The 19,019-nt window shown below is 67.2% G+C and carries 14 protein-coding genes; 7 read left to right on the top strand and 7 right to left on the bottom strand.

Annotated elements, in window-relative coordinates:
- Positions 1-30: 30 nt before the first annotated feature.
- The 3 genes from mfd to V9K93_RS02235 all read right to left on the bottom strand — a co-directional run bounded on the left by mfd (position 31) and on the right by V9K93_RS02235 (position 5,142).
- Positions 31-3,495 carry a transcription-repair coupling factor gene (gene mfd, locus V9K93_RS02245; RefSeq protein ID WP_337302006.1) on the bottom strand — a complete coding sequence of 1,155 codons (3,465 nt, stop codon included), beginning with the start codon at positions 3,493-3,495 and terminating at the stop codon, positions 31-33.
- A gap of 148 nt (positions 3,496-3,643) precedes the next feature.
- Positions 3,644-4,189, bottom strand: coding sequence for a GNAT family N-acetyltransferase (locus tag V9K93_RS02240; RefSeq protein WP_046987672.1), 546 nt, complete (start codon positions 4,187-4,189; stop codon positions 3,644-3,646).
- Positions 4,190-4,284: 95 nt separating this feature from the next.
- Positions 4,285-5,142 (bottom strand): 23S rRNA (adenine(2030)-N(6))-methyltransferase RlmJ, encoded by an 858-nt coding sequence (locus V9K93_RS02235; RefSeq protein ID WP_046987671.1) that lies wholly within the window; start codon positions 5,140-5,142, stop codon positions 4,285-4,287.
- Between the two features lie 35 nt (positions 5,143-5,177).
- Between V9K93_RS02235 and creB the strand changes: the two genes are divergently transcribed.
- The 7 genes from creB to V9K93_RS02200 all read left to right on the top strand — a co-directional run bounded on the left by creB (position 5,178) and on the right by V9K93_RS02200 (position 13,046).
- On the top strand, positions 5,178-5,906 hold the full coding sequence (gene creB, locus V9K93_RS02230) for a two-component system response regulator CreB (protein ID WP_337302005.1): 729 nt from the start codon (positions 5,178-5,180) through the stop codon (positions 5,904-5,906).
- A gap of 2 nt (positions 5,907-5,908) precedes the next feature.
- Positions 5,909-7,369 carry a two-component system sensor histidine kinase CreC gene (creC, locus tag V9K93_RS02225; RefSeq protein WP_253077671.1) on the top strand — a complete coding sequence of 487 codons (1,461 nt, stop codon included), beginning with the start codon at positions 5,909-5,911 and terminating at the stop codon, positions 7,367-7,369.
- Positions 7,370-7,450: 81 nt separating this feature from the next.
- Positions 7,451-8,770 (top strand): cell envelope integrity protein CreD, encoded by a 1,320-nt coding sequence (gene creD, locus V9K93_RS02220; protein WP_046987669.1) that lies wholly within the window; start codon positions 7,451-7,453, stop codon positions 8,768-8,770.
- A 10-nt stretch (positions 8,771-8,780) separates the two neighbouring features.
- Positions 8,781-9,191 carry a hypothetical protein gene (locus V9K93_RS02215; RefSeq protein ID WP_004150406.1) on the top strand — a complete coding sequence of 137 codons (411 nt, stop codon included), beginning with the start codon at positions 8,781-8,783 and terminating at the stop codon, positions 9,189-9,191.
- A 184-nt stretch (positions 9,192-9,375) separates the two neighbouring features.
- Complete coding sequence (locus V9K93_RS02210; protein ID WP_046987668.1) at positions 9,376-10,959, top strand: M28 family metallopeptidase; 1,584 nt, start codon at positions 9,376-9,378, stop codon at positions 10,957-10,959.
- A 157-nt stretch (positions 10,960-11,116) separates the two neighbouring features.
- Positions 11,117-12,520 carry a glutamate--tRNA ligase gene (gltX, locus tag V9K93_RS02205; protein ID WP_046987667.1) on the top strand — a complete coding sequence of 468 codons (1,404 nt, stop codon included), beginning with the start codon at positions 11,117-11,119 and terminating at the stop codon, positions 12,518-12,520.
- Between the two features lie 34 nt (positions 12,521-12,554).
- Positions 12,555-13,046, top strand: a complete 492-nt coding sequence (locus V9K93_RS02200) for a Fur family transcriptional regulator (protein WP_004150412.1) — start codon at positions 12,555-12,557, stop codon at positions 13,044-13,046.
- Positions 13,047-13,140: 94 nt separating this feature from the next.
- Here the strand turns inward: V9K93_RS02200 and V9K93_RS02195 are convergent, their stop codons facing one another.
- The 4 genes from V9K93_RS02195 to V9K93_RS02180 all read right to left on the bottom strand — a co-directional run bounded on the left by V9K93_RS02195 (position 13,141) and on the right by V9K93_RS02180 (position 18,955).
- Positions 13,141-14,301: an HlyD family secretion protein gene (locus V9K93_RS02195; protein WP_136640152.1), complete on the bottom strand. Its 1,161-nt coding sequence runs from the start codon at positions 14,299-14,301 to the stop codon at positions 13,141-13,143.
- 10 nt (positions 14,302-14,311) lie between these two features.
- Positions 14,312-15,985, bottom strand: coding sequence for an MFS transporter (locus tag V9K93_RS02190; RefSeq protein ID WP_136640073.1), 1,674 nt, complete (start codon positions 15,983-15,985; stop codon positions 14,312-14,314).
- Positions 15,985-16,551 carry a TetR/AcrR family transcriptional regulator gene (locus tag V9K93_RS02185; protein ID WP_010483118.1) on the bottom strand — a complete coding sequence of 189 codons (567 nt, stop codon included), beginning with the start codon at positions 16,549-16,551 and terminating at the stop codon, positions 15,985-15,987. Before V9K93_RS02185 ends, V9K93_RS02190 begins: the two co-directional genes overlap by 1 nt.
- A 199-nt stretch (positions 16,552-16,750) precedes the next feature.
- Positions 16,751-18,955, bottom strand: coding sequence for a TonB-dependent receptor (locus V9K93_RS02180; RefSeq protein WP_337302004.1), 2,205 nt, complete (start codon positions 18,953-18,955; stop codon positions 16,751-16,753).
- Positions 18,956-19,019 lie beyond the last annotated feature (64 nt).

Raw genomic sequence — 19,019 nt, 5'->3', positions numbered from 1 at the left:
GGGGGCCGGTGCGGGGTGTTCGGGGGGCGATCAACCCGGGGCGAGGGTGGTCAGAAGGGCGCGGGCCGCATTGAAGCGGTCTTCCGGCAACGGCAGGGGGTGCTTGATGCGCAGCTTGTCAGGCCCTTCCATGGCGTAGAGGTTCGGTTGTTTCTGGATCAGCTGGATCACCGCCATCGGATCGATGTTCGGCTTAGACTCGAACACGATGCGGCCACCGTTCTCGCCCAGATCCAGCTTGCGGATGCCCAGCGTGTTGGCTTTCAGCTTCAGCTCGGCAATGGCGAACAGGTGCTTGGCCGCATCCGGCAGCAGGCCGAAGCGGTCGATCATCTCCACCTGCAGTTCGCGCAGCGCATCACTGTCGCGCGCGCTGGAGATGCGCTTGTACAGGGTCAGGCGAGTGTGCACGTCCGGCAGGTAGTCTTCCGGAATCAGTGCCGGCACGTGCAGTTCGACCTCGGCACCGCGCACTTCCTCGCCGGCATCCAGGTCGGGGAGCTTGCCCTGCTTGATGCTGCGTACCGCGCGTTCCAGCAGCTCGGTGTAGAGGCTGAAACCGACCTCGGCCATCTGCCCGCTCTGGTCTTCGCCCAGCAGTTCACCGGCACCGCGGATTTCCAGATCGTGCGTGGCCAGGGTGAAGCCGGCGCCGAGTTCGTCCATCGAGGCGATCGCTTCCAGGCGCTTTTCCGCGTCAGGGGTGATCGAACGACGGTCGGGGGCGACCAGGTAGGCGTAGGCACGGTGGTGCGAACGACCGACGCGGCCGCGCAGCTGGTGCAGCTGGGCCAGGCCGAAGCGGTCGGCGCGGTTGATGATGATGGTGTTGGCGTTGGGGATGTCGATGCCCGATTCGATGATCGTGGTCGACAGCAGCACGTTGAAGCGCTGCTTCTGGAAATCCAGCATCACCTTTTCCAGTTCGCGCTCCGGCATCTGTCCGTGGGCAATGCCGATGCGCGCCTCCGGCACCAGCTCGGACAGCTCGCGCTGCATGCGGCCGATGCTTTCCACGTCGTTGTGCAGGAAGTACAGCTGGCCGCCACGCGCCAGCTCGCGCTGGAAGGCTTCGCGCAGCAGCGCGTTGTCCCACTGGGTGATGAAGGTCTGCACCGCCAGCCGGTTCGGCGGCGGCGTGGCGATGATCGACAGGTCGCGCAGGCCGGCCATGGCCATGTTGAGGGTGCGCGGGATCGGCGTAGCGGTCAGGGTCAGCAGGTGCACGTTGGCGCGTAGCGCCTTCAGGGCTTCCTTCTGGCGCACGCCGAAACGCTGCTCCTCGTCGACGATGACCATGCCCAGGTCCTTGAACTTCACGTCCGGCTGCAGCAGGCGATGGGTGCCGACAATGACGTCGATGGTGCCGGCGGCAACCTTCTCCAGCTCCGCTTTGATTTCCTTGGTGCTCTTGAAACGTGACAGCACCTCGACCTTCATCGGGTAATCGGCGAAGCGGTCGCGGAAGTTGCGATAATGCTGTTCGGCCAGCAGCGTGGTCGGCACCAGCACGGCGACCTGCTTGCCGGCGCTGGCGGCGGCGAACGCGGCGCGCACTGCGACCTCGGTCTTGCCGAAGCCGACATCGCCGCAGACCACGCGGTCCATCGGCTGGCTGCTGGACAGGTCGCGCAGGGTGGCGTCGATCGCAGCCAACTGGTCCGGGGTTTCTTCGAACGGGAAACCGGCGGCGAACGGCTCGTACATCGCGCGGTCCACCTGTAGTGCGAGGCCGGCACGCGCCTGGCGACGGGCCTGGATCTCCAGCAGCTCCGCAGCCACATCGCGCACCTTCTCGGCGGCCTTGCGCTTGGCCTTGCTCCACTGCTCGCCACCGAGCGAATGCAGTGGCGCGGTTTCCGCTGAAGCGCCGGAGTAGCGGCTGATCAGGTGCAGCTGGGCCACCGGCACATACAAGCGGTCGCCCTTGGCGTATTCGATTTCCAGGAATTCGCCGGGCATGCCGCCGACGTCCATCGCGATCAGGCCACGGTAGCGGCCGACGCCATGGTCCTCGTGCACGATCGGCGCACCCTCGGTCAGTTCACCGAGGTCGCGGATGATCGCTTCCGGTTCGCGGCCGGCACGGCGCGTGCGGCGGGTGCTGCCGGCGCGCTCAGGGAACAGCTGGCGCTCGGTCAGTACCGCGATGCGCGGATCGTCCAGCGCAAAGCCATCCTCCAGCGGCGCCACCGCGATCGCGAAGCGCGCGTCGTCGGCGAGGAAGCTGGGCAGGTCGGCCACTACCGGTGGTTTCAGTTCGGCGGCCTGCAGCACTTCCAGCAATGCCTCGCGGCGGCCGGGTGAATCGGCAGCGATCAGCACGCGGCCCGGGTAGTGGCCGAGGAAGGACTTCAGCGCATCGCCGGCCGGTGCTTCGCGCGCGGCCACCGGCAGCGGCGGCAGCGGCTGGTCACCCAGCGCATGGGCATCTGCGATGCGCGCGTGGTCAGCCGACCATACCTCGATGCGAGGAGTGTCGTTCAGTCGCTCGCGCAGCAGCTCCGGCGACAGGTACAGCGCCGATGGCGGCAGCAGCGGCCGTTCAACGTCGTGGCGGCGCTGCTCGTAGCGCTCGCCGGTCTGCGCCCAGAACGCCTCGGCAGCTTCGCCGGCCCCGGCGCAGACCACCGGCAGGCTGCCGTCGGGCAGGTAGTCGAACAGGGTCGCGGTGCGCTCGAAGAACAGCGGCAGGTAGTACTCGACACCGGCCGGGGCCAGCCCGGACTTCAGGTCCTGGTACAGCGCACTGCGCCGGGTATCGACATCGAAGCGCTCGCGCAGCGTGGCCAGCACGCGGGCGATGCTGGCTTCGTCCATCGGCACTTCGCGGCCCGGCAGCATGTGCACCGCCTCGACCCTGTCCAGCGAGCGCTGGCTTTCCGGATCGAAGGCACGGATCGAGTCGATGTCCTCGTCCAGCAGCTCCACGCGCAGCGGCTCGTCGGCACCCATCGGGTACACGTCGAGCAGGCCGCCGCGCACGGCGAAGTCACCCGGATCCATCACCTGCGGCACGTTGCGGTAGCCGGCGCTTTCCAGGCGGCGCTTCTCGGCTTCCAGGTCCAGGCGCTGGCCGACCTTCAGGTCGAAGCTGCCACCGATCACGTAGCTGCGCGGGGCCAGCTGCTGCAGCAGGGTCTGCACCGGCACGATCACCAGGCCGCGCTTCAGCGCGGGCAGGCGGTGCAGGGCGGACAGGCGCTGCGAGATGATGTCCGGATGCGGGCTGAAGCGGTCGTAGGGCAGGGTTTCCCAGTCCGGGAAGGCAACCACCGGCAGGGCAGGGTCGCCGCCGAGCAGGGTGTGCAGGTCGGCTTCCAGCTGGTTGGCGCCGTGGTTGTCACGGGCGATCACCAGCAGCGGGGCGTCGTGCGCACGCGCGGCCTGGGCCAGATACCAGGCCAGGGCGGTCGGCGAGGCGGGGGCGCGCCACCAGGCGCGGAGCTGGCCGGCGCGCGGCAGCGGCGGGGCGGGGTATGAGGTACGCGACATGGACCCCGGATTTTAGCAGAAGCCCGATCGAAGCCCGGTGGGTCGCGCCGGCCGATGGCCGGCAGCCTCATGTGCCGTTGGGGGAACGCAATGCCGGCCAGCGGCCGGCACTACCGGAATGCATCGCCGGGCACGCCCGGCGCATCCTTCAGTTGTCCAGTTCCAGCACCATCCGCACCAGGCCCTCGGCGCCGGTCGGGTGCGGGACCGGCTTGAAGCCCAGCGAGGCGGCCAGCTGCTTCATCGGCTCGTTCTCGGCGGCAACGTCGCCGTACAGGCGGTCCAGGTACTTGCCACGGGCCCATTTCACCAGCTTGCGCATCAGCTGCCGGCCCAGGCCCTGGCCGATCAGGAAGCGACTGATCAGGATCGCGTACTCGGCTTCACGGGTACCGGGGATGATCGAGGCCCGGGCGACCGCGCCGACTACCGCCTCACCGGCGGGCAGGGATTCGGCAGCGACCAGGGTGATCTCGGTCTTCGGATTCGGGTGGGTCAGGCGCTGGGTGGTTTCCGGCGAGAGCTCGGTCACCGCCTGCAGGAAACGATCACGGATTTCTTCCGGCCCGAACAGGCTGAACGCTGCTTGCAGCGGCGCGCCATCTTCCGGGCGGATGGGGCGGATCAGCAGCTCGTGGCCGCTGGGAGCCTTGAAGATCTCATGCCAGGGCGGCATGCGGTTGCGAGTGGCCATACCGGGTGATTCCTTGGTGGTCCATCGATTGTGGCATCACCGGGGCTGCATTCCGTGAACGAAAGGCTCACGGCGGTACAGCCTCGTGAAGGCCGTTATTCGGGTGCTTTGAGCCAATCCAGGCGGGTGCTGGCACCGGGCTCGCCCAGGTGCTGGCGCAAGGCCGGTAGGGCCGGGCCGACCACCCGGTCGAACTGCCAGGGTGGGTTGAGCAGCAGCATGCCACTGCCGTTGAGGCGCAGCGGTGAGTCGTCCGGGCGCACCAGGAATTCGATCGTCATCGCCGATTTCACCGGCAGCGCGCTGGCCTTGCGCAGGAAATGCAGGATGGTGCGGCGCTGCTTGATCGGGAACCAGACCGCACAGGTGGCCTGCGGCCAGCGCGCCAGGGTCTCGGCCAGGGCGGCCAGGACCGCCTGGTATTCGGCATCCTGGGCCTCGTAGGGCGGATCGATCAGCACCAGGCCGCGGCCGATCTTGCTGCCGTTGAACTTCGGTGGCAACAGCGAGCGCAGCAGCGCGTAACCGTCGCCCGGATGCACACCGACCCGGCTGTCATGGGCGAACAGCGCTTTCAGCGTGGCCGTTTCGGCTTCCTGCAGCTCACAGACCGCCATGCGGTCCTGTGCGCGCATCGCCTGCGCGCTCAGCAGCGGCGAGCCCGGATAGGTGGTCATCGCGCCGACCGGATTGCCGGCCTGTACCGCCTTCAGGTAGCGCTCGACCACCTCCGGCAGCTTGGGCTGGGCCATCAACCGCATGATCCCGGACTCGGCCTCCAGGGTCTTGCGGCTCTCTTCGCTGGCCAGCAGGTAGCGGCCGGCACCGCCGTGGGTGTCGAGCACGAAGAACGGGCTGTCCTTGCGCTTGAAGCTGTCGATCAGGGCCAGCTGCACGATGTGCTTGAGCACATCGGCGTGGTTGCCGGCATGGAAGGCGTGGCGATAGTTCATGGGCGGCAGTGTACGGGGCGGCGGCCGCAGCGGCTATGCTGCGCGCCATGACAGCTCCCGTTGCCCATGTCCTGCTGGTCGAGGACGAAGCCGCCATTGCCGAAACCGTGCTCTATGCGCTGCGCAGCGAAGGCTATGCCGCCAGCCACTGCCTGCTCGGCGGTGAGGCTCTGCTGCGGCTGCAGGCCGGCGGCATCGACGTGGTGGTGCTGGATGTCGGCCTGCCCGACCTCGGCGGTTTCGAGGTCTGCCGCCGGCTGCGCGCCTTGCCGGGCACCGTGGCGCAGCTGCCGGTGATCTTCCTGACCGCCCGCAATGACGAGGTGGATCGCGTACTCGGCCTGGAGCTGGGCGCCGATGACTACATGACCAAGCCGTTCTCGCCGCGCGAGCTGGTGGCGCGGGTGCGCGCGCGCCTGCGCCGTGCGCTGCCAGCGGCATCGGCCACAGCCAGCACCGAAGGTGGCTGGCAGGAGCGGGGCACCTTCGCCATCGACCGCGAGGGCCGGCGTATCCGCTTCCGTGGCCAGGCATTGGACCTGACCCGCTACGAATATGCGCTGCTGGAGGCGCTGCTGCAGCGTCCCGGCGCCATCCTCAGCCGCGCCCAGCTGATGGACCGGGGCTGGGACAGCAGCGCCGACAGTGCCGACCGCACCGTCGATACCCATGTCAAGACGCTGCGCGCCAAGCTGCGTGCGGCCGGTGCCAGCGACGATCCGATCCGTACCCACCGTGGCCTCGGCTACGCGCTGGAGGTCTAGCGATGCGCCTGGTGCTGAAGCTGTTCCTCGGCTTCTTCCTGATCACCGGCATCGCCGCGTTCTTCGTGATGCGCGTGTTCGTCAACGAAGTGAAGCCCGGTGTGCGCCAGGCGATGGAATCGACCCTGGTCGACGCGGCCAACGTGCTGGCCGAGATGGCTGCCGCCGACGTCAAGGACGGCACCATCCGCAGCGGCAGCTTCACCCGCAATCTGGCCAAGGCGCGGCAGCGCGACCTGAAGGCGATGGTCTGGCGCTTCCCGAAGCGCTCGCTCGACTACCGGGTGACCATCACCGATGCCAAGGGCGTCGTCATCTACGACTCGCTGGGCCGTGACCTGGGCCGCGACAACTCGCGCTGGAACGATGTCTACCGCACCCTGCGTGGCGAGTACGGCGCCCGTTCCAGCCCCGAGATTGCCGGTGAAGAGGGCGATACGGTGATGCACGTGGCTGCACCGGTATACGACCCGGTGGATGGCCGTACGCTGATCGGCGTGCTCAGCCTGGCCCAGCCCAACCGCAGCATCGATCCGTTCATCGCCGCCAGCCAGCGCGCCATCATCGAGCGTGGTGCGTGGCTGATCGGGTTGTCGGCGCTGGTCGGTGTGCTGGTGACGATGTGGCTGACCACCGGTCTCGGCCAGCTCAGCCGCTATGCGCGCGCGGTCACTGCCGGTGAACCGGTGCCACCGCCACGCCGCCGCCGCGACGAGATCGGCGATCTCGGCCAGGCGCTGGAAACCATGCGCCGCAAGCTGGAAGGCAAGGCCTACGTCGAGCAGTACGTGCAGTCACTGACGCACGAGATGAAGAGCCCGCTGGCAGCGATCCGTGGTGCCGCCGAGCTGCTGCAGGAGCCGCTGCCCGAGGCCGACCGCATGCACTTCGCACGCAGCATCGTCGACCAGCAGGAACGCCTGACCGAGACCATCGACAAGCTGCTGGCGCTGGCCGAGGTAGAGCAGCACGGCTGGCTGCAGACCCGCGACCCGATCGCGGTGCCGGTGCTGCTGGCCGATGCTGCTGCGGCGGCGCAGGTGCGCGCACAGGCGGCCGGGGTGCAGGTCCGCATCGGCAGCGTGCCCGACCTGCGCGTGCAGGGCGATACCTATCTGCTGCGGCAGGCGCTGCACAACCTGATCGACAACGCAATTGCGTTTTCTCCGGCCGGCGCGGAGATCGCGCTGCAGGCCGAGGTGGACGGGCAGGGCGTGCGCCTGCAGGTGGCGGACCGCGGTGCCGGCATTCCCGACTATGCGCGCGAACGCGTATTCGAACGCTTCTACTCGCTGGCCCGCCCCGGCAGTGGCCGGCGCAGCTCCGGGCTGGGGCTGCCGTTCGTGCAGGAGGTTGCGCGCCTGCATGACGGCCGCGCGAGCGTCGACGACCGCGAGGGTGGCGGCACCGTGGCCAGCCTGTGGTTGCCGCTGGCCGTGCCGGGCCAGCGCCCGCGGCGCTGACTTCACACTCGCTTCAAATTCGCCACAAACCCTGCTCACCGCAGCGGTCCATCCTGCAGCCCTCTCCAACGAGGATGGACCATGAAATCCCTGAAGATGCTGCTGAGGTTTGCCATTGTCGGCGGGCTGATCCTGCTGCTGCTGATCCCGCTGATGATGATCCGCGGGGTCATCAACGAGCGCAGCCAGTACCGCGATGAGGCGTTTGCGCGGGTGGCCGACAGCCGCGCCGGCGTGCAGCGCCTGGTGGGTCCGGTGCGTGTGGTGCCGTGGGTGGAACGCAAGGAAGTTGAACTGGTCGACCCGCTGGGAGTCAAGAAGACCGAGGTGCAGGTCACCGAGGGCCATTGGCTGCAGATGCCGGCGTCGCTGGAGGTCGGCGGCGAGATGCTGCCGAGCCAGCGCGAGGTGGGCCTGTTCAAGGTGCCGGTATACAGCTGGAACGGCCAGATGAAGGCCACCTTCGCCGCTGACGACTATCCGGTGAAGGCCGGCCGCAGTTATGGCCAGCCGTACGTGGCGCTGGGCATTTCCGATGTGCGTGGCCTGGTTGGCACACCGAACCTGCGCGTGGATGGCAAGCAGCTGCGCCTGTTGCCGGGTGTGGGCGCGGCCAGTGAGGTGGGTCGTGGCCTGCATGCAGCGGTAGCCGGTTTCGCCGAGGATCACGGCGGTACCCTGGCCGGCAGTGAGGTTGAACTGGAGCTGCGCCTGGACGGCAGCCGCATGCTGTCGGTGGTGCCGGTGGGTGATGACACCAAGATCGCATTGCGCTCCAGCTGGCCGCACCCGTCATTCAGCGGTGCCTTCCTGCCCAACGAGCGTCGTGTCGATGCACAGGGCTTCGATGCACGCTGGGCGGTGTCCTCGCTGGCCTCCGATGCCCAGCGGCAGCTGCGCAGCGACGGTGCGATCGATTCGCAGGCGGTGACGGTGTCGCTGGTTGATCCGGTCGATGCCTATACCCAGGCTGATCGTGCTTCGAAGTACGGCGTGCTGTTCGTGGTGCTGACCTTCGTCGGCTTCATCCTTTTCGAGCTGATCAAGTCGCTGCGCATCCATCCGCTGCAGTACCTGATGGTCGGCCTCGCACTGGCGATCTTCTTCCTGCTGCTGATCAGTCTGTCCGAGCACATTGCGTTCTGGAAGGCGTACCTGGTATCGGCGGTGGCCTGTATCGGCCTGCAGGCGGTGTACCTGGCCAACGTGCTGGGTCACTGGAAGCGCGGCCTTGGCTTCGCTGCGCTGCTGACCGTGTTGTATGGCGCGCTGTATGGCCTGCTGGTATCGGAAAACAACGCGCTGCTGATGGGCTCGCTGCTGCTGTTCGTGATCCTGGCGCTGGCGATGTGGGTGACCCGCCGGGTCGACTGGTACGCGCTTGGCGCGGACCTGAAGTAAGGAGCAGGCCATGAGCTGGCGCCAGGGATTGCGGCAACGGGCACGGCAGGGCATTCCGGCCCTGCTGGAAGTGGATGCGCTGCTGCAGGCACATGGCGTGCTGGCGGCCCTGCCGGGGGCACGGATCGCCCCTGGCCTGGTCCGCTTCCAGCTGGCAGCGGTGACCTGCGAGGGATTGCAGGGCCAGGGACTGGCCTGGCTGCAGGGCGCGCGGCAGGGACGCGGCGCGCTGGCAGGCAGGGTGCCGCGCTACCGGCCATGGAAGGCCGGGGCACAGGCGCTGGCCGAGATCGGTATCGGTGGCCTGCCAGGTGACTGGCCCGCACATGCGGCGGTGTATGGCTGCAGCAGCATCGACCGGCGGCACTGGTTGCTGCTGCTGCCGGAACGGGCGCAGTTGTGGCTGGGATGGAGTGGATGAGGTGGCTGGCAGGTGCGAACCAACCACTCTCCCGTGGGTGCGAGCCTTGGTTTGCACGCTTCCATGCCGCCCATGACCGATGGGACGGTATCGCCGCGCCCCTGCTGGCTAGACTCGATGGGTTGATGATCGAGCCGAAGGGCAGGGGTGTGGCGTGTTGAAGTGGAGCGGGCTGAAGTGGGGCATGCTGGCCGCAGCGCTGGCAATGGGTGGCAATGCAGGCGCGCAGCAGCGCGAGACGGTGGACCTGGACATGGTCAGCCGCATCCGCCAGGAGGCCTTCCATCGTTCGCAGGTGATGGACACCTTCAGCTACCTCACCGAACGCATCGGCCCGCGCCTGACCAACTCACCGGCGATGGGGCGCGCCAACGCCTGGACCCGCGGCAAGTTCAACGAATGGAAGCTGGACAACGTCCACGACGAAGCCTTCGATGAGTTCGGCCGTGGCTGGGAGTTCACTTCAGCCAGCGTAGAGATGCTCGGTGACCGCGTGCAGCCGCTGCATGCGCTGCCCAAGGCCTGGACCCCCGGTACCAAGGGCCCGGTCGAAGGCGAGCTGGTGCAGGTCGAAATCAAGAAACCCGAAGACATCGAGAAGTACCGCGGCAAGCTGCGCGGCAAGATCCTGCTGCTGGGCGAGGCGCGCGAGTACAAGCGTGGAACCGAGGCGGATTCGCATCGCCACGATGCCACCTCGCTGGAGGGCCTGCAGGAGTTCACCCTGCCCAAGGACAAGGACGCCACCGCCGAGCGTGCGAAGCGGGTCAAGGAGTACCAGGAGCGCCAGCAGCTGGCGACCAAGGTCAATGCGTTCTTCGTGGAAGAGGGCGCGCTGGCCTCGATCAGCATCAGCAGCTGGGACAATGGCATCATCCGTGTCGCCGGTGGTGGTTCGCGAAAGGCCAATGAGTCGGTGGGCATCCCCGAGCTGGCGATGATCGCCGAGCACTTCAATCCGCTGGTGCGCGCACTGGAGGCCAAGCAGACCGTGCGCCTGCGCGTGGACGTGGCCGCGCGCTTCACCGACGAGGCCGACCAGCCCGGCTACAACACGCTGGCCGAGATCCGTGGCAGCAGCAAACCCGATGAGGTGGTGATGATCGGTGCGCACCTGGATTCCTGGCACAGCGGTACCGGTGCGGCCGACAACGCGGCCGGTGTGGCGGTGATGATGGAGGCGATGCGCATCCTCAAGGCCACCGGCGCCAAGCCCAAGCGCACCATCCGGGTGGCGCTGTGGAGCGGTGAGGAACAGGGCCTGATCGGCTCGCAGGCCTATGTGGCCAAGCACTTCGGCCGGTTCCCGGAACCCACCGACCCGGCACAGAAGGCGCTGCCGGCCTCGCTGCGCGAACCGACCGGCGCGCTGCAGAAGACCCGCGACTACAGCAGGTTCCAGGTCTACTTCAACATGGACAACGGCTCGGGTCGCTTCCGTGGCATCTATGCGCAGGAAAACCTGGCAGCGATGCCGATCTTCGAAGCGTGGCTGGCGCCGTTCCATGACGTCGGCGCCACCACCGTGGCCACTCGCAACACCGGCAGCACCGACCACATCAGCTTCGACCGCATCGGCCTGCCGGGCTTCCAGTTCATCCAGGACCGGCTGGACTACTTCACCAACGTCCACCACAGCCACCTGGACACCTGGGATCACGCCGAGCCGGAAGACCTGAAGCAGGCCGCCGCCATCGTCGCCTCGTTCGCCTACAACGCCGCGACGCGCGAGCAGTCCTTCCCACGCAAGCCCGAACCGCAGCCGTGACAAAAAGGGGACGGAGGGGATTAAGTCGTTTCTCCCCTCCGTTTCCCGGCCGCAGCCCCAGGAACTGGGCAGTCGCGACTTAATCCCCTCCGTCCCCTTTTTCCGTAGGCGGCGGTGGGCTGGTAAAATCGGGGAATTCCCGTTCCTCGAGCCGTCCATGACCTGCCGCACCCGCTTCGCCCCCAGTCCCACCGGCTACCTGCACATCGGTGGTGCCCGCACTGCGCTGTACTGCTGGCTGGAGGCCCGCCACCGTGGCGGCGAGTTCGTGCTGCGCATCGAGGACACCGACCGTGAACGCAGCACCCAGGGCGCGATCGACGCCATCCTGGAGGCGATGGAATGGCTGGGCCTGGACTATGACGAAGGCCCGATCTACCAGACCGACCGTGTTGCCCGTTACCTGGAAGTGGCCGAGCAGCTGGTGGCCGACGGCAAGGCCTACTACGCCTACGAGACCCGCGAAGAGCTGGACGCGATGCGCGAGGCGGCCATGGCCAAGCAGGAAAAACCGCGCTACAACGGCGCCGCGCGCGAGCTGGGCCTGCCGCGCAAGGACGACCCGAACCGCGTCATCCGCTTCAAGAACCCGCTGCAAGGCACCGTGGTGTTCGACGACCTGATCAAGGGCCGCATCGAGATCGCCAACAGCGAGCTGGACGACATGGTCATCTTCCGCCCGGACGGCTACCCCACCTACAACTTCGCGGTGGTGGTGGATGACTGGGACATGGGCATCACCGAGGTCATCCGCGGCGACGACCACATCAACAACACCCCGCGCCAGATCAACCTGTACGAAGGCATCGGCGCGCCGGTGCCGAAGTTCGGCCACATGCCGATGATCCTGGACGAGCAGGGCGCCAAGCTGTCCAAGCGCACCGGCGCGGCCGACGTGATGCAGTACAAGGACGCCGGCTACCTGCCTGATGCGCTGCTGAGCTACCTGGCCCGCCTGGGCTGGTCGCACGGTGACCAGGAGCTGTTCAGCCGCCAGGAGCTGATCGAGCTGTTCGACGTGAAGGACTGCAATTCCAAGGCCTCGCGCCTGGACATGGCCAAGCTGGGCTGGGTCAACCAGCACTTCCTGAAGACCGAGGAGCCGGCCAGCATCGCGCCGCACCTGGTCTACCAGCTGCAGAAGCTGGGCCTGGACGTGGCCGCTGGACCGGCACCGGTGGACGTGGTGATCGCCCTGCGTGAACGCGTACAGACCCTGAAGGAAATGGCCGAGAAGGCCGTGGTCTGGTACCAGCCGCTGAACGAGTACGACGAAGCAGCGGTGGCCAAGCACTTCAAGGCCGGTGCCGAGGTGGCGCTGGGCAAGGCCCGCGAGCTGCTGGCGGCCCTGCCGGAATGGACCGCCGAGGCGGTGGGCGTGGCCCTGCACGACACCGCCGCCGCGCTGGAGATGGGCATGGGCAAGGTCGCCCAGCCGTTGCGCGTGGCCATCACCGGCACCCAGGTCAGCCCTGACATTTCCCATACTGTGTATCTGGCCGGACGCGATCAGGCCTTGAAACGCATTGATGTGGCCATCACCAAGGTAGCAACGGCCTGAGGCATCCTTGCCAGGCCCGAACCGGAGAACACGCATGCCCGCCAAGACCGCCACTGCTTGTACCGCCCCGCACCATCACGTCCACGACGCATCGGATTTCGTGGCGGTGGTCGAGCGTGTCTCGCGCGAACGCGGGCTGCGCCTGACCCCGATCCGCGCCAATGTGCTGAAGCTGATTGCCGAGGCCGGCAAGCCGGTCAAGGCCTACGAGCTGCTGGAATGGGTGCGCAACGGCAAGGGCGTGGGCGCTGATGCCCCGCCTACCGTGTACCGCGCGCTGGACTTCCTGATGGCCAATGGCTTCGTGCACAAGCTGGAATCGGTGAATGCCTTCGTGGCCTGCCACCACCCCAGCAGTGCCGCGCACTCGGTGCCGTTCCTGATCTGCAACAGCTGCCACAGCGCGGTGGAACTGGAAGACCGCGAGATCGTCACCCAGCTGGAAAAGCGCGCCAAGGAGCTGGGCTTCCAGCCGCAGGCGCAGACGTTGGAAGTGCACGGCCTCTGCGCGCGCTGCGCCGGGTGACGCAACGGTAGTGCCGGCCGCTGGCCGGCATGAGGAGCGGGGGTCAGATCCCTTTGCCATTGGCAAAGGGATCTGACCCCGTTTCATGACAAGGCTAGTCCATCGGCTTGCTCGCCGTATCCACCCGCACGATCACCGACATGCCAGGCCGCAGCTGTGCTGCCAGCTTCTGCTCCCCGTCAATTGAAATGCGCACCGGTAGCCGTTGCACCACCTTGGTGAAGTTGCCGCTGGCGTTGTCCGGGCGCAGCACGCTGAATTCCGAGCCGGTGGCTGGCGCGATCTCCTGCACGCGGCCGCGCAGCACCTGGCCCTGGAACGCGTCCACCGAGAACGAGGCAGGCTGGCCGATCGCCATCCCCCAGGTCTGGCCTTCCTTGTAGTTGGCCACCACCCACAGCGTGTCAGGCACCAGGAACAGCAGCTGCGAACCGGCTGCGACGTACTGGCCCACGCGCACGCTGGCTTCGCTGATCTGGCCGTCGCGCGGCGCGTGGATCACCGTGTTGGCCAGATCGATGCGCGCCAGTTCCAGCTGCGCCTGCGCGCTTTCCACCTGGGCCTCCAGGCTCTTGCGCGCCACCTGGGTCGATACCAGCGTTTCCTCGGCGATGCGGATCTGCGCCTGCGACTGCTGCACGCTGGCTTGTGCCGAGGCCTGGGTGGTGCGGAACTTGTCGCGGTCGTTGATCGATACGAGCTGCTGCGCGGCCAGCTCCTCGTAGCGCTTCAGCTCGTTGCGCGAGCGTTGCAGCTCCGCCTGGCCGGCTGACAACGTGGCCTGCGCGGAGGCGATCTGCGCACGGTTCTGCGCCTGCGACTGGTCCGAGTTGGCCAATGCTGCGCGTGCGCTGTCCAGCGTCGCCTGCGCCTGGGCGACACGTTGCGTGTAGATGCGGTCATCGATGCGCAGCAGCGGCTCGCCCTCCCTCACGTGCTGGAAGTCCTTCACCAGCACTTCGGTCACGTAACCGTTCACCTGTGGCGCCATCACCGTGATCTGTCCGCGTACATAAGCGTTGTCGGTCACCATCACGCTGCTGGTGAACGGCCACAGGTGCCAGGCGCGCAGGATCAACGCGATGCCCAGCAGCGCCACTACCACCATCACCACCACGCTGCGCGCGCTGGGCTTGAGATATTTCGGCGCGGCAGCCGGTGCCGCCGGCGTGGGCGCAGGCGCCGCATCGGTCGGCGGCGGTGGAGTGACGTTGTCGGCGTCGATGTCGTCGGGGCGGGGCGGGACGGGAGGCATGGAGGAGGACTCAGCGGGGCGCGGCCGGCGTGGCCGCAGCGAGGGAGGTGGGGTGGCGCTTGCGCCATTGCTTGAGCACGGCGGTGCGCAGTGACAGCAGCAGCAACCAGCACAGGAAGCCGATCGCCAGCCAGCCGCTGAGGGTGAACACGTCGTTGAAGCCGCGCACGTTGGCTTCGCGGCGCGTGGTCTGCGCCAGCTGCGCGCTACCCTGCGCACTGCGCAGCACCGGGTCGGTGATCTGTGCGCTGTACAGCTGTTGCTGGATGCGCAGGCGCTGCGCCACCACCGGGTCGGCCGGGTCGAGTTGGCTGGTCAACGCGCTGGAGTACAGCTGCTCGCGGTGCAGCTGGAAGGTGCCCAGCACCGCTGAACCGGCCAAGCCGCCCAGGGTCTGGGTGATCGACAGCGTCACCAGGAAGGTGATCATGTGATCCACACCCTGCTTCAGCGCAGCGGAAATGCCGAGCATGATCAGCGGGCCCATGAACATGCCAGCGCCCACCGAAGCCAGGAACTGGCTGACGTAGAAATCGTGCGGTCGATCCATGCTGGTGCGGTGCTGATCGAAGAAGGCGGCAGCGCCCAGCAGCAGGATCGCCATCAGCAGCTGGGCGATCAGCCGCTTCGGGCCGAAGGTCAGCGATGCACCGGCGATGCCCGTGACCACGCCCGCGAGGATCACCACGAACAGCGGGCGCATCTGGTCCGGGCCCATGCCCAGCGTGCGCATCAGGTTGACCACGCCATAGGACTGTTCGGTGGTCAGGAAGCGGATCAGGAACGCGCCGACGATGAAGTGCAGCACCGGCAACTTCGATAACCAGCGGATCTGCAGCAGCGGATTGCGCCGGTAATGTTCGATGATGAAGGCGGTGGTGGACAGCGCGATCGAGGCGACCAGCGCCCAGCCCAGCCACGGTGTGTTGAGCCACCAGCGGGTGTAGCCCTGCGCCAGCACGATCACCAGCAGGGCGACGGCGGGGGCGAGCAGGGCGAAGGTGAGGAAGTCCAGCGGCTCGAAGGCCTTCACCTGGATGCCGGGCGGCAGCTTCAGCACCACAACTGCCGCGAACGCGCACAGGGCGAGCCCGGCTTCGAACGAGTACAGCTGGTGCCACTGGCCGGTATCGACCAGGCCTGGCGAGACGATCCAGGCAATCGGCACCGCCAGCTGCGACAGGCCCACGCCAACCACCAGCAGGTTGCCGGTGAAGCGGCGCGGCAGCGCCTGCAGCATGTACAGCGTGCCCAGTGTCGAACAGGCCGCGCCGGCGAAGCCACTGGCAGCACGGGTCAGCATCGTGGTCTCGAAGCTGCCGACGAACAGATGCAGGACGGCCAGGGCTGCGTACAGGCCCAGCCCGATCTCGGCGAACAGGCGGATGCCGTACTGCTGGCGGAACTTGAAGGCCAGCAGGTTGGCCGTGACGTTGACCATTGCATAGGCAGCCACCAGCCAGCTGCCCTGGGTCGGGGTCAGTGCCAGCTGGCCCTGCAGGAATGGCAGGTTGGCGGTGACCAGCGCATTGCCGAGGCCACCGGTGATCGCCACGAGCAGCGACACCAGTGCATAGGCCACACGTCGATACGGTGGGTGCCAGGGCATTGAAGCCGAACCCGGCATGGTCGGCTTCTCGTGCTCCTCCCAATCCGGAACCGGCTTCAGATACGGCTGGACCATCAGCGGGCCTCGCTGGTTGCTCCCTGGAGACCCCCGCGCAGCAGCTGCAGGGCACGCCCGGCCAGGTGGGCGCGCTCGTCGCGGGTCTTGCCGCGCAGGGCTGCGCCCAGCATGCCCGAGATCAGTGAAATGTCCGTCTTCTCCAGGTCGGCACGGCACAGACCGGCGGCCTTGGCGCGGGCGATCGGTGCTTCCAGCAGATCGCGCACGGTCTCGCGCGCGGTGCGCATGGCTGGCACATCCGAATCGACTGCACGCCAGTAATCGGCCAGTGCCGGCGAATCGATGATGCGCTGGGCCATACCCTCGAACACTTCGAACAGGGCATCGTCGCGGTCGCCGAGCTGTTCGACCTGGCGCCGGATGCGGTCGACCGTACGCTGCAGCAGCGCCTGGATCAGCGCGGTTCGGTCGGGGAAGTTGCGGTACAGGGTGGCGCGGCCCACCTGGGCGCGTTCGACCACCAGGTCCAGCGGGGCGGTGACACCGTGTTGGCCGAACACATGATCGGCGGCGTCGAGGATGAGGGCACGGCGGGCAGCAGCATCGGCACGTTGGGCAGTCATGGAATTATTTTCGGACAAAAATGTCCGATTGGCGAGACTTTGAGTGACGGGATTGTCCGCTTGTTGTGGTACGCACATCTTTGTGACGGGTGCGTGATGGAGTCGGCCGAAACAAAACCGGGGGCCCGAAGGCCCCCGTGGGATGGCGTGGGGTCAGAGCTCCTTCCTTCGGAAAGGGATCCGACCCCGCCGTGCGCGATCAGAAGAACGCGCGGATGCCGAATGCGACGCCACGGCCCGGCAGCGGCGAGTAGTCGCGCAGCAGCGAGGTATGCGGGCGCACTTCGCGGTTGGTCAGGTTGCTGCCATCCAGGAACACCTCGTAGCTGTTGCTGGCGTTGCGATCCCAGCGGTAGGCCAGGTGCGCGTCGACCAGGGTGTAGCCGTCGCTCGGGGCTTCGTTCTGGGCGACATCCTTCTGGCGGCTGTAGCGCACCGCACCGACCGAGGCGCGCCAGCCGTCCTTCGACCAGCGCAGGTCGGCGCCGACGCGGGCCGGGGCGATGCGTGGCAGGTAGCCGGTGTTGGCCAGCTCCACGCTGTAGTTGTGGCTGTGGTCGCCATGCGGCACGGCAATGTCGAGGTTGCGGCTGCCGCTGCCATCCAGCTTGGCCTTCACGTAGTCGCCGAACAGGCGCAGATCCCAGTCACCGGCGCCACCCTCGAACAGGTGCACCAGCGCTTCGGCCTCGGCACCGCGGAACACCGCGTCCTGCTGGGTCCACGCACGAACCGGCAGCCCCTCGGTAACGCCGGTGTCGGCCAGGTAGATGAAGTCCTTGAACTTCGTCTGGTAGACCGAGGCGGAGAAGTCCAGGCGTTCACTGTGGGTGTGGATGCCCAGTTCCACGCGCTGGCCGCGCTCGGTCTTCAGGTTGGCGTCGCCGATTTCCAGCGAGCGGGTGGCAATGTGCGCGCCGGCGGCATACAGCTCTTCGTTGGTCGGTGCACGCTCGGAGCTGTCCACGCCGATGCGCAGGTCAACGGCATCGTTGAGCTTCCAGATGCCGGCGGCAGACAGGTTGGTGGCGCCGAAGGTGCGGCGGCGATAGTCACCGGTCGGGTCCAGCTTGACCTGGTCGTGGCGGCCGCCCAGTTCCAGCTTGAAGGGGCCGAACTGCTTTTCCTGCAGCACGAACAGGCCGATGTTCCTGGTGCCGGTGTCCGGAACGAACGCCTCTTCGCCCTTGGCGCCGAAATCACTGTTGCCGAACTGCAGGCCGAAGGCGCCGTCCCAGCCACCGATCTGCTGCTGCACGGCTTCCAGGCGCGCCTCGATGCCACGGTTGGTGAAGCGGGTGGACGGCGTGCCGGCTTCCAGCTCCACGTGCTCGTAGTCGGTGTAGGCCACGCGTGCGTTGATGTTCTTCAGGAACGAGACCGGGTTGTAGATGCCGGCCTTGGTCTCGAAGCGGTTCTGCACCATGTCGATGCGCACGTCATGCTCGTCGCCGCCTTCCTCTTCATCGCCATGGTCGTGACCGTGGTCATGGCCATGATCATCACCATCGGCGTGCACGTGCGCGCCGTTGGGAATGCCGTAATTGGTGCGGTAGGTGCTGGCCGACGCACCGAAGTAGCCGCCTTCGCCCAGCCACGTTGCGCCGACGCCACCGGCGCGGGTACGGATCGAGCTGTTGTCGAGGCGGCCGCGACGCGGCTCTTCGCCTTCCTCGCCCGCGTGGTCATGGTCGTGATCGTGATGGTCTTCAAGGCTGTCGATCACTGCATAGCCGGGAATGCGGTAGTCGTCGCCATTGCGCACCAGGCCGTCCACATGCAGCACGACATTGCCGCTGACGCCATCGAGGCGGAACATGCCGCTGCGCTCGTTGTTCACCGAATTGCCGCGCAGTTCGGCGCGGCCGCTGAGCGGGCGCTCCGGCAGCTCGCGCGCGATACGGCCATCCACCACATTGACCGCACCACCGATGGCGCCGCTGCCGAACAGCAGCGTGGCCGGGCCCTTCAGTACTTCGATCTGGTCGGCCAGGAACGGCTCGATGCTGGTGGCATGGTCGGCACTGACGGTGGAGGCATCCATGTTGCCCATGCCATTGGACAGCACGGCCACGCGCGGGCCTTCCTGGCCACGGATGATCGGGCGGCCGACGCCAGGGCCGAAGAAGGTGCTCTGCACGCCGGGCAGCTTGGCTACGGTATCGCCGAGGGTGCCGGCCTTCTGCTCGTCCAGTCGTTCACCGGCCAGCACATCGACCGGGCGCGCCAGCGATTCGGCATCGCCCTGCAGCGGCGAGGCAGTCACCTGCACCGACGACAGTTCGGTCAGGTGGCGGTCACGATGAGCGCTGTCATCGCCGGCGGCAAAGGCAACCGAAGGCAGCAGGGCGGCGAGGGCCAGGGCCAGGGAATGCGGCTTGAGCCGCGGGGTGTGGGCGGGCATGAAAGAGTCCTTTGTTACTGTATATCAATCGCTGGGCGCACGAATCCCGTCAGCGGGACAGGGG

It is taken from the genome of Stenotrophomonas sp. CCNWLW162 (genome assembly GCF_037203745.1).
GTDB classification, from domain to species: domain Bacteria; phylum Pseudomonadota; class Gammaproteobacteria; order Xanthomonadales; family Xanthomonadaceae; genus Stenotrophomonas; species Stenotrophomonas maltophilia_AQ.
Note: the sequence above shows the minus strand (reverse complement) of the source record. Positions and strands in the feature narration are given on the sequence as shown.

What these genes read in the sequence shown, in the direction of transcription:
- V9K93_RS02240 (WP_046987672.1), bottom strand. Translation starts at nt 4,189, where the DNA reads ATGGCCACTCGCAACCGCATGCCGCCCTGGCATGAGATCTTCAAGGCT.
- creC (WP_253077671.1), top strand. Translation starts at nt 5,909, where the DNA reads ATGCGCCTGGTGCTGAAGCTGTTCCTCGGCTTCTTCCTGATCACCGGC.
- V9K93_RS02210 (WP_046987668.1), top strand. Translation starts at nt 9,376, where the DNA reads ATGCTGGCCGCAGCGCTGGCAATGGGTGGCAATGCAGGCGCGCAGCAG.
- mfd (WP_337302006.1), bottom strand. Translation starts at nt 3,495, where the DNA reads ATGTCGCGTACCTCATACCCCGCCCCGCCGCTGCCGCGCGCCGGCCAG.
- V9K93_RS02195 (WP_136640152.1), bottom strand. Translation starts at nt 14,301, where the DNA reads ATGCCTCCCGTCCCGCCCCGCCCCGACGACATCGACGCCGACAACGTC.
- creD (WP_046987669.1), top strand. Translation starts at nt 7,451, where the DNA reads ATGAAATCCCTGAAGATGCTGCTGAGGTTTGCCATTGTCGGCGGGCTG.
- creB (WP_337302005.1), top strand. Translation starts at nt 5,178, where the DNA reads ATGCTGCGCGCCATGACAGCTCCCGTTGCCCATGTCCTGCTGGTCGAG.
- gltX (WP_046987667.1), top strand. Translation starts at nt 11,117, where the DNA reads ATGACCTGCCGCACCCGCTTCGCCCCCAGTCCCACCGGCTACCTGCAC.
- V9K93_RS02200 (WP_004150412.1), top strand. Translation starts at nt 12,555, where the DNA reads ATGCCCGCCAAGACCGCCACTGCTTGTACCGCCCCGCACCATCACGTC.
- V9K93_RS02235 (WP_046987671.1), bottom strand. Translation starts at nt 5,142, where the DNA reads ATGAACTATCGCCACGCCTTCCATGCCGGCAACCACGCCGATGTGCTC.
- V9K93_RS02185 (WP_010483118.1), bottom strand. Translation starts at nt 16,551, where the DNA reads ATGACTGCCCAACGTGCCGATGCTGCTGCCCGCCGTGCCCTCATCCTC.
- V9K93_RS02180 (WP_337302004.1), bottom strand. Translation starts at nt 18,955, where the DNA reads ATGCCCGCCCACACCCCGCGGCTCAAGCCGCATTCCCTGGCCCTGGCC.
- V9K93_RS02215 (WP_004150406.1), top strand. Translation starts at nt 8,781, where the DNA reads ATGAGCTGGCGCCAGGGATTGCGGCAACGGGCACGGCAGGGCATTCCG.
- V9K93_RS02190 (WP_136640073.1), bottom strand. Translation starts at nt 15,985, where the DNA reads ATGGTCCAGCCGTATCTGAAGCCGGTTCCGGATTGGGAGGAGCACGAG.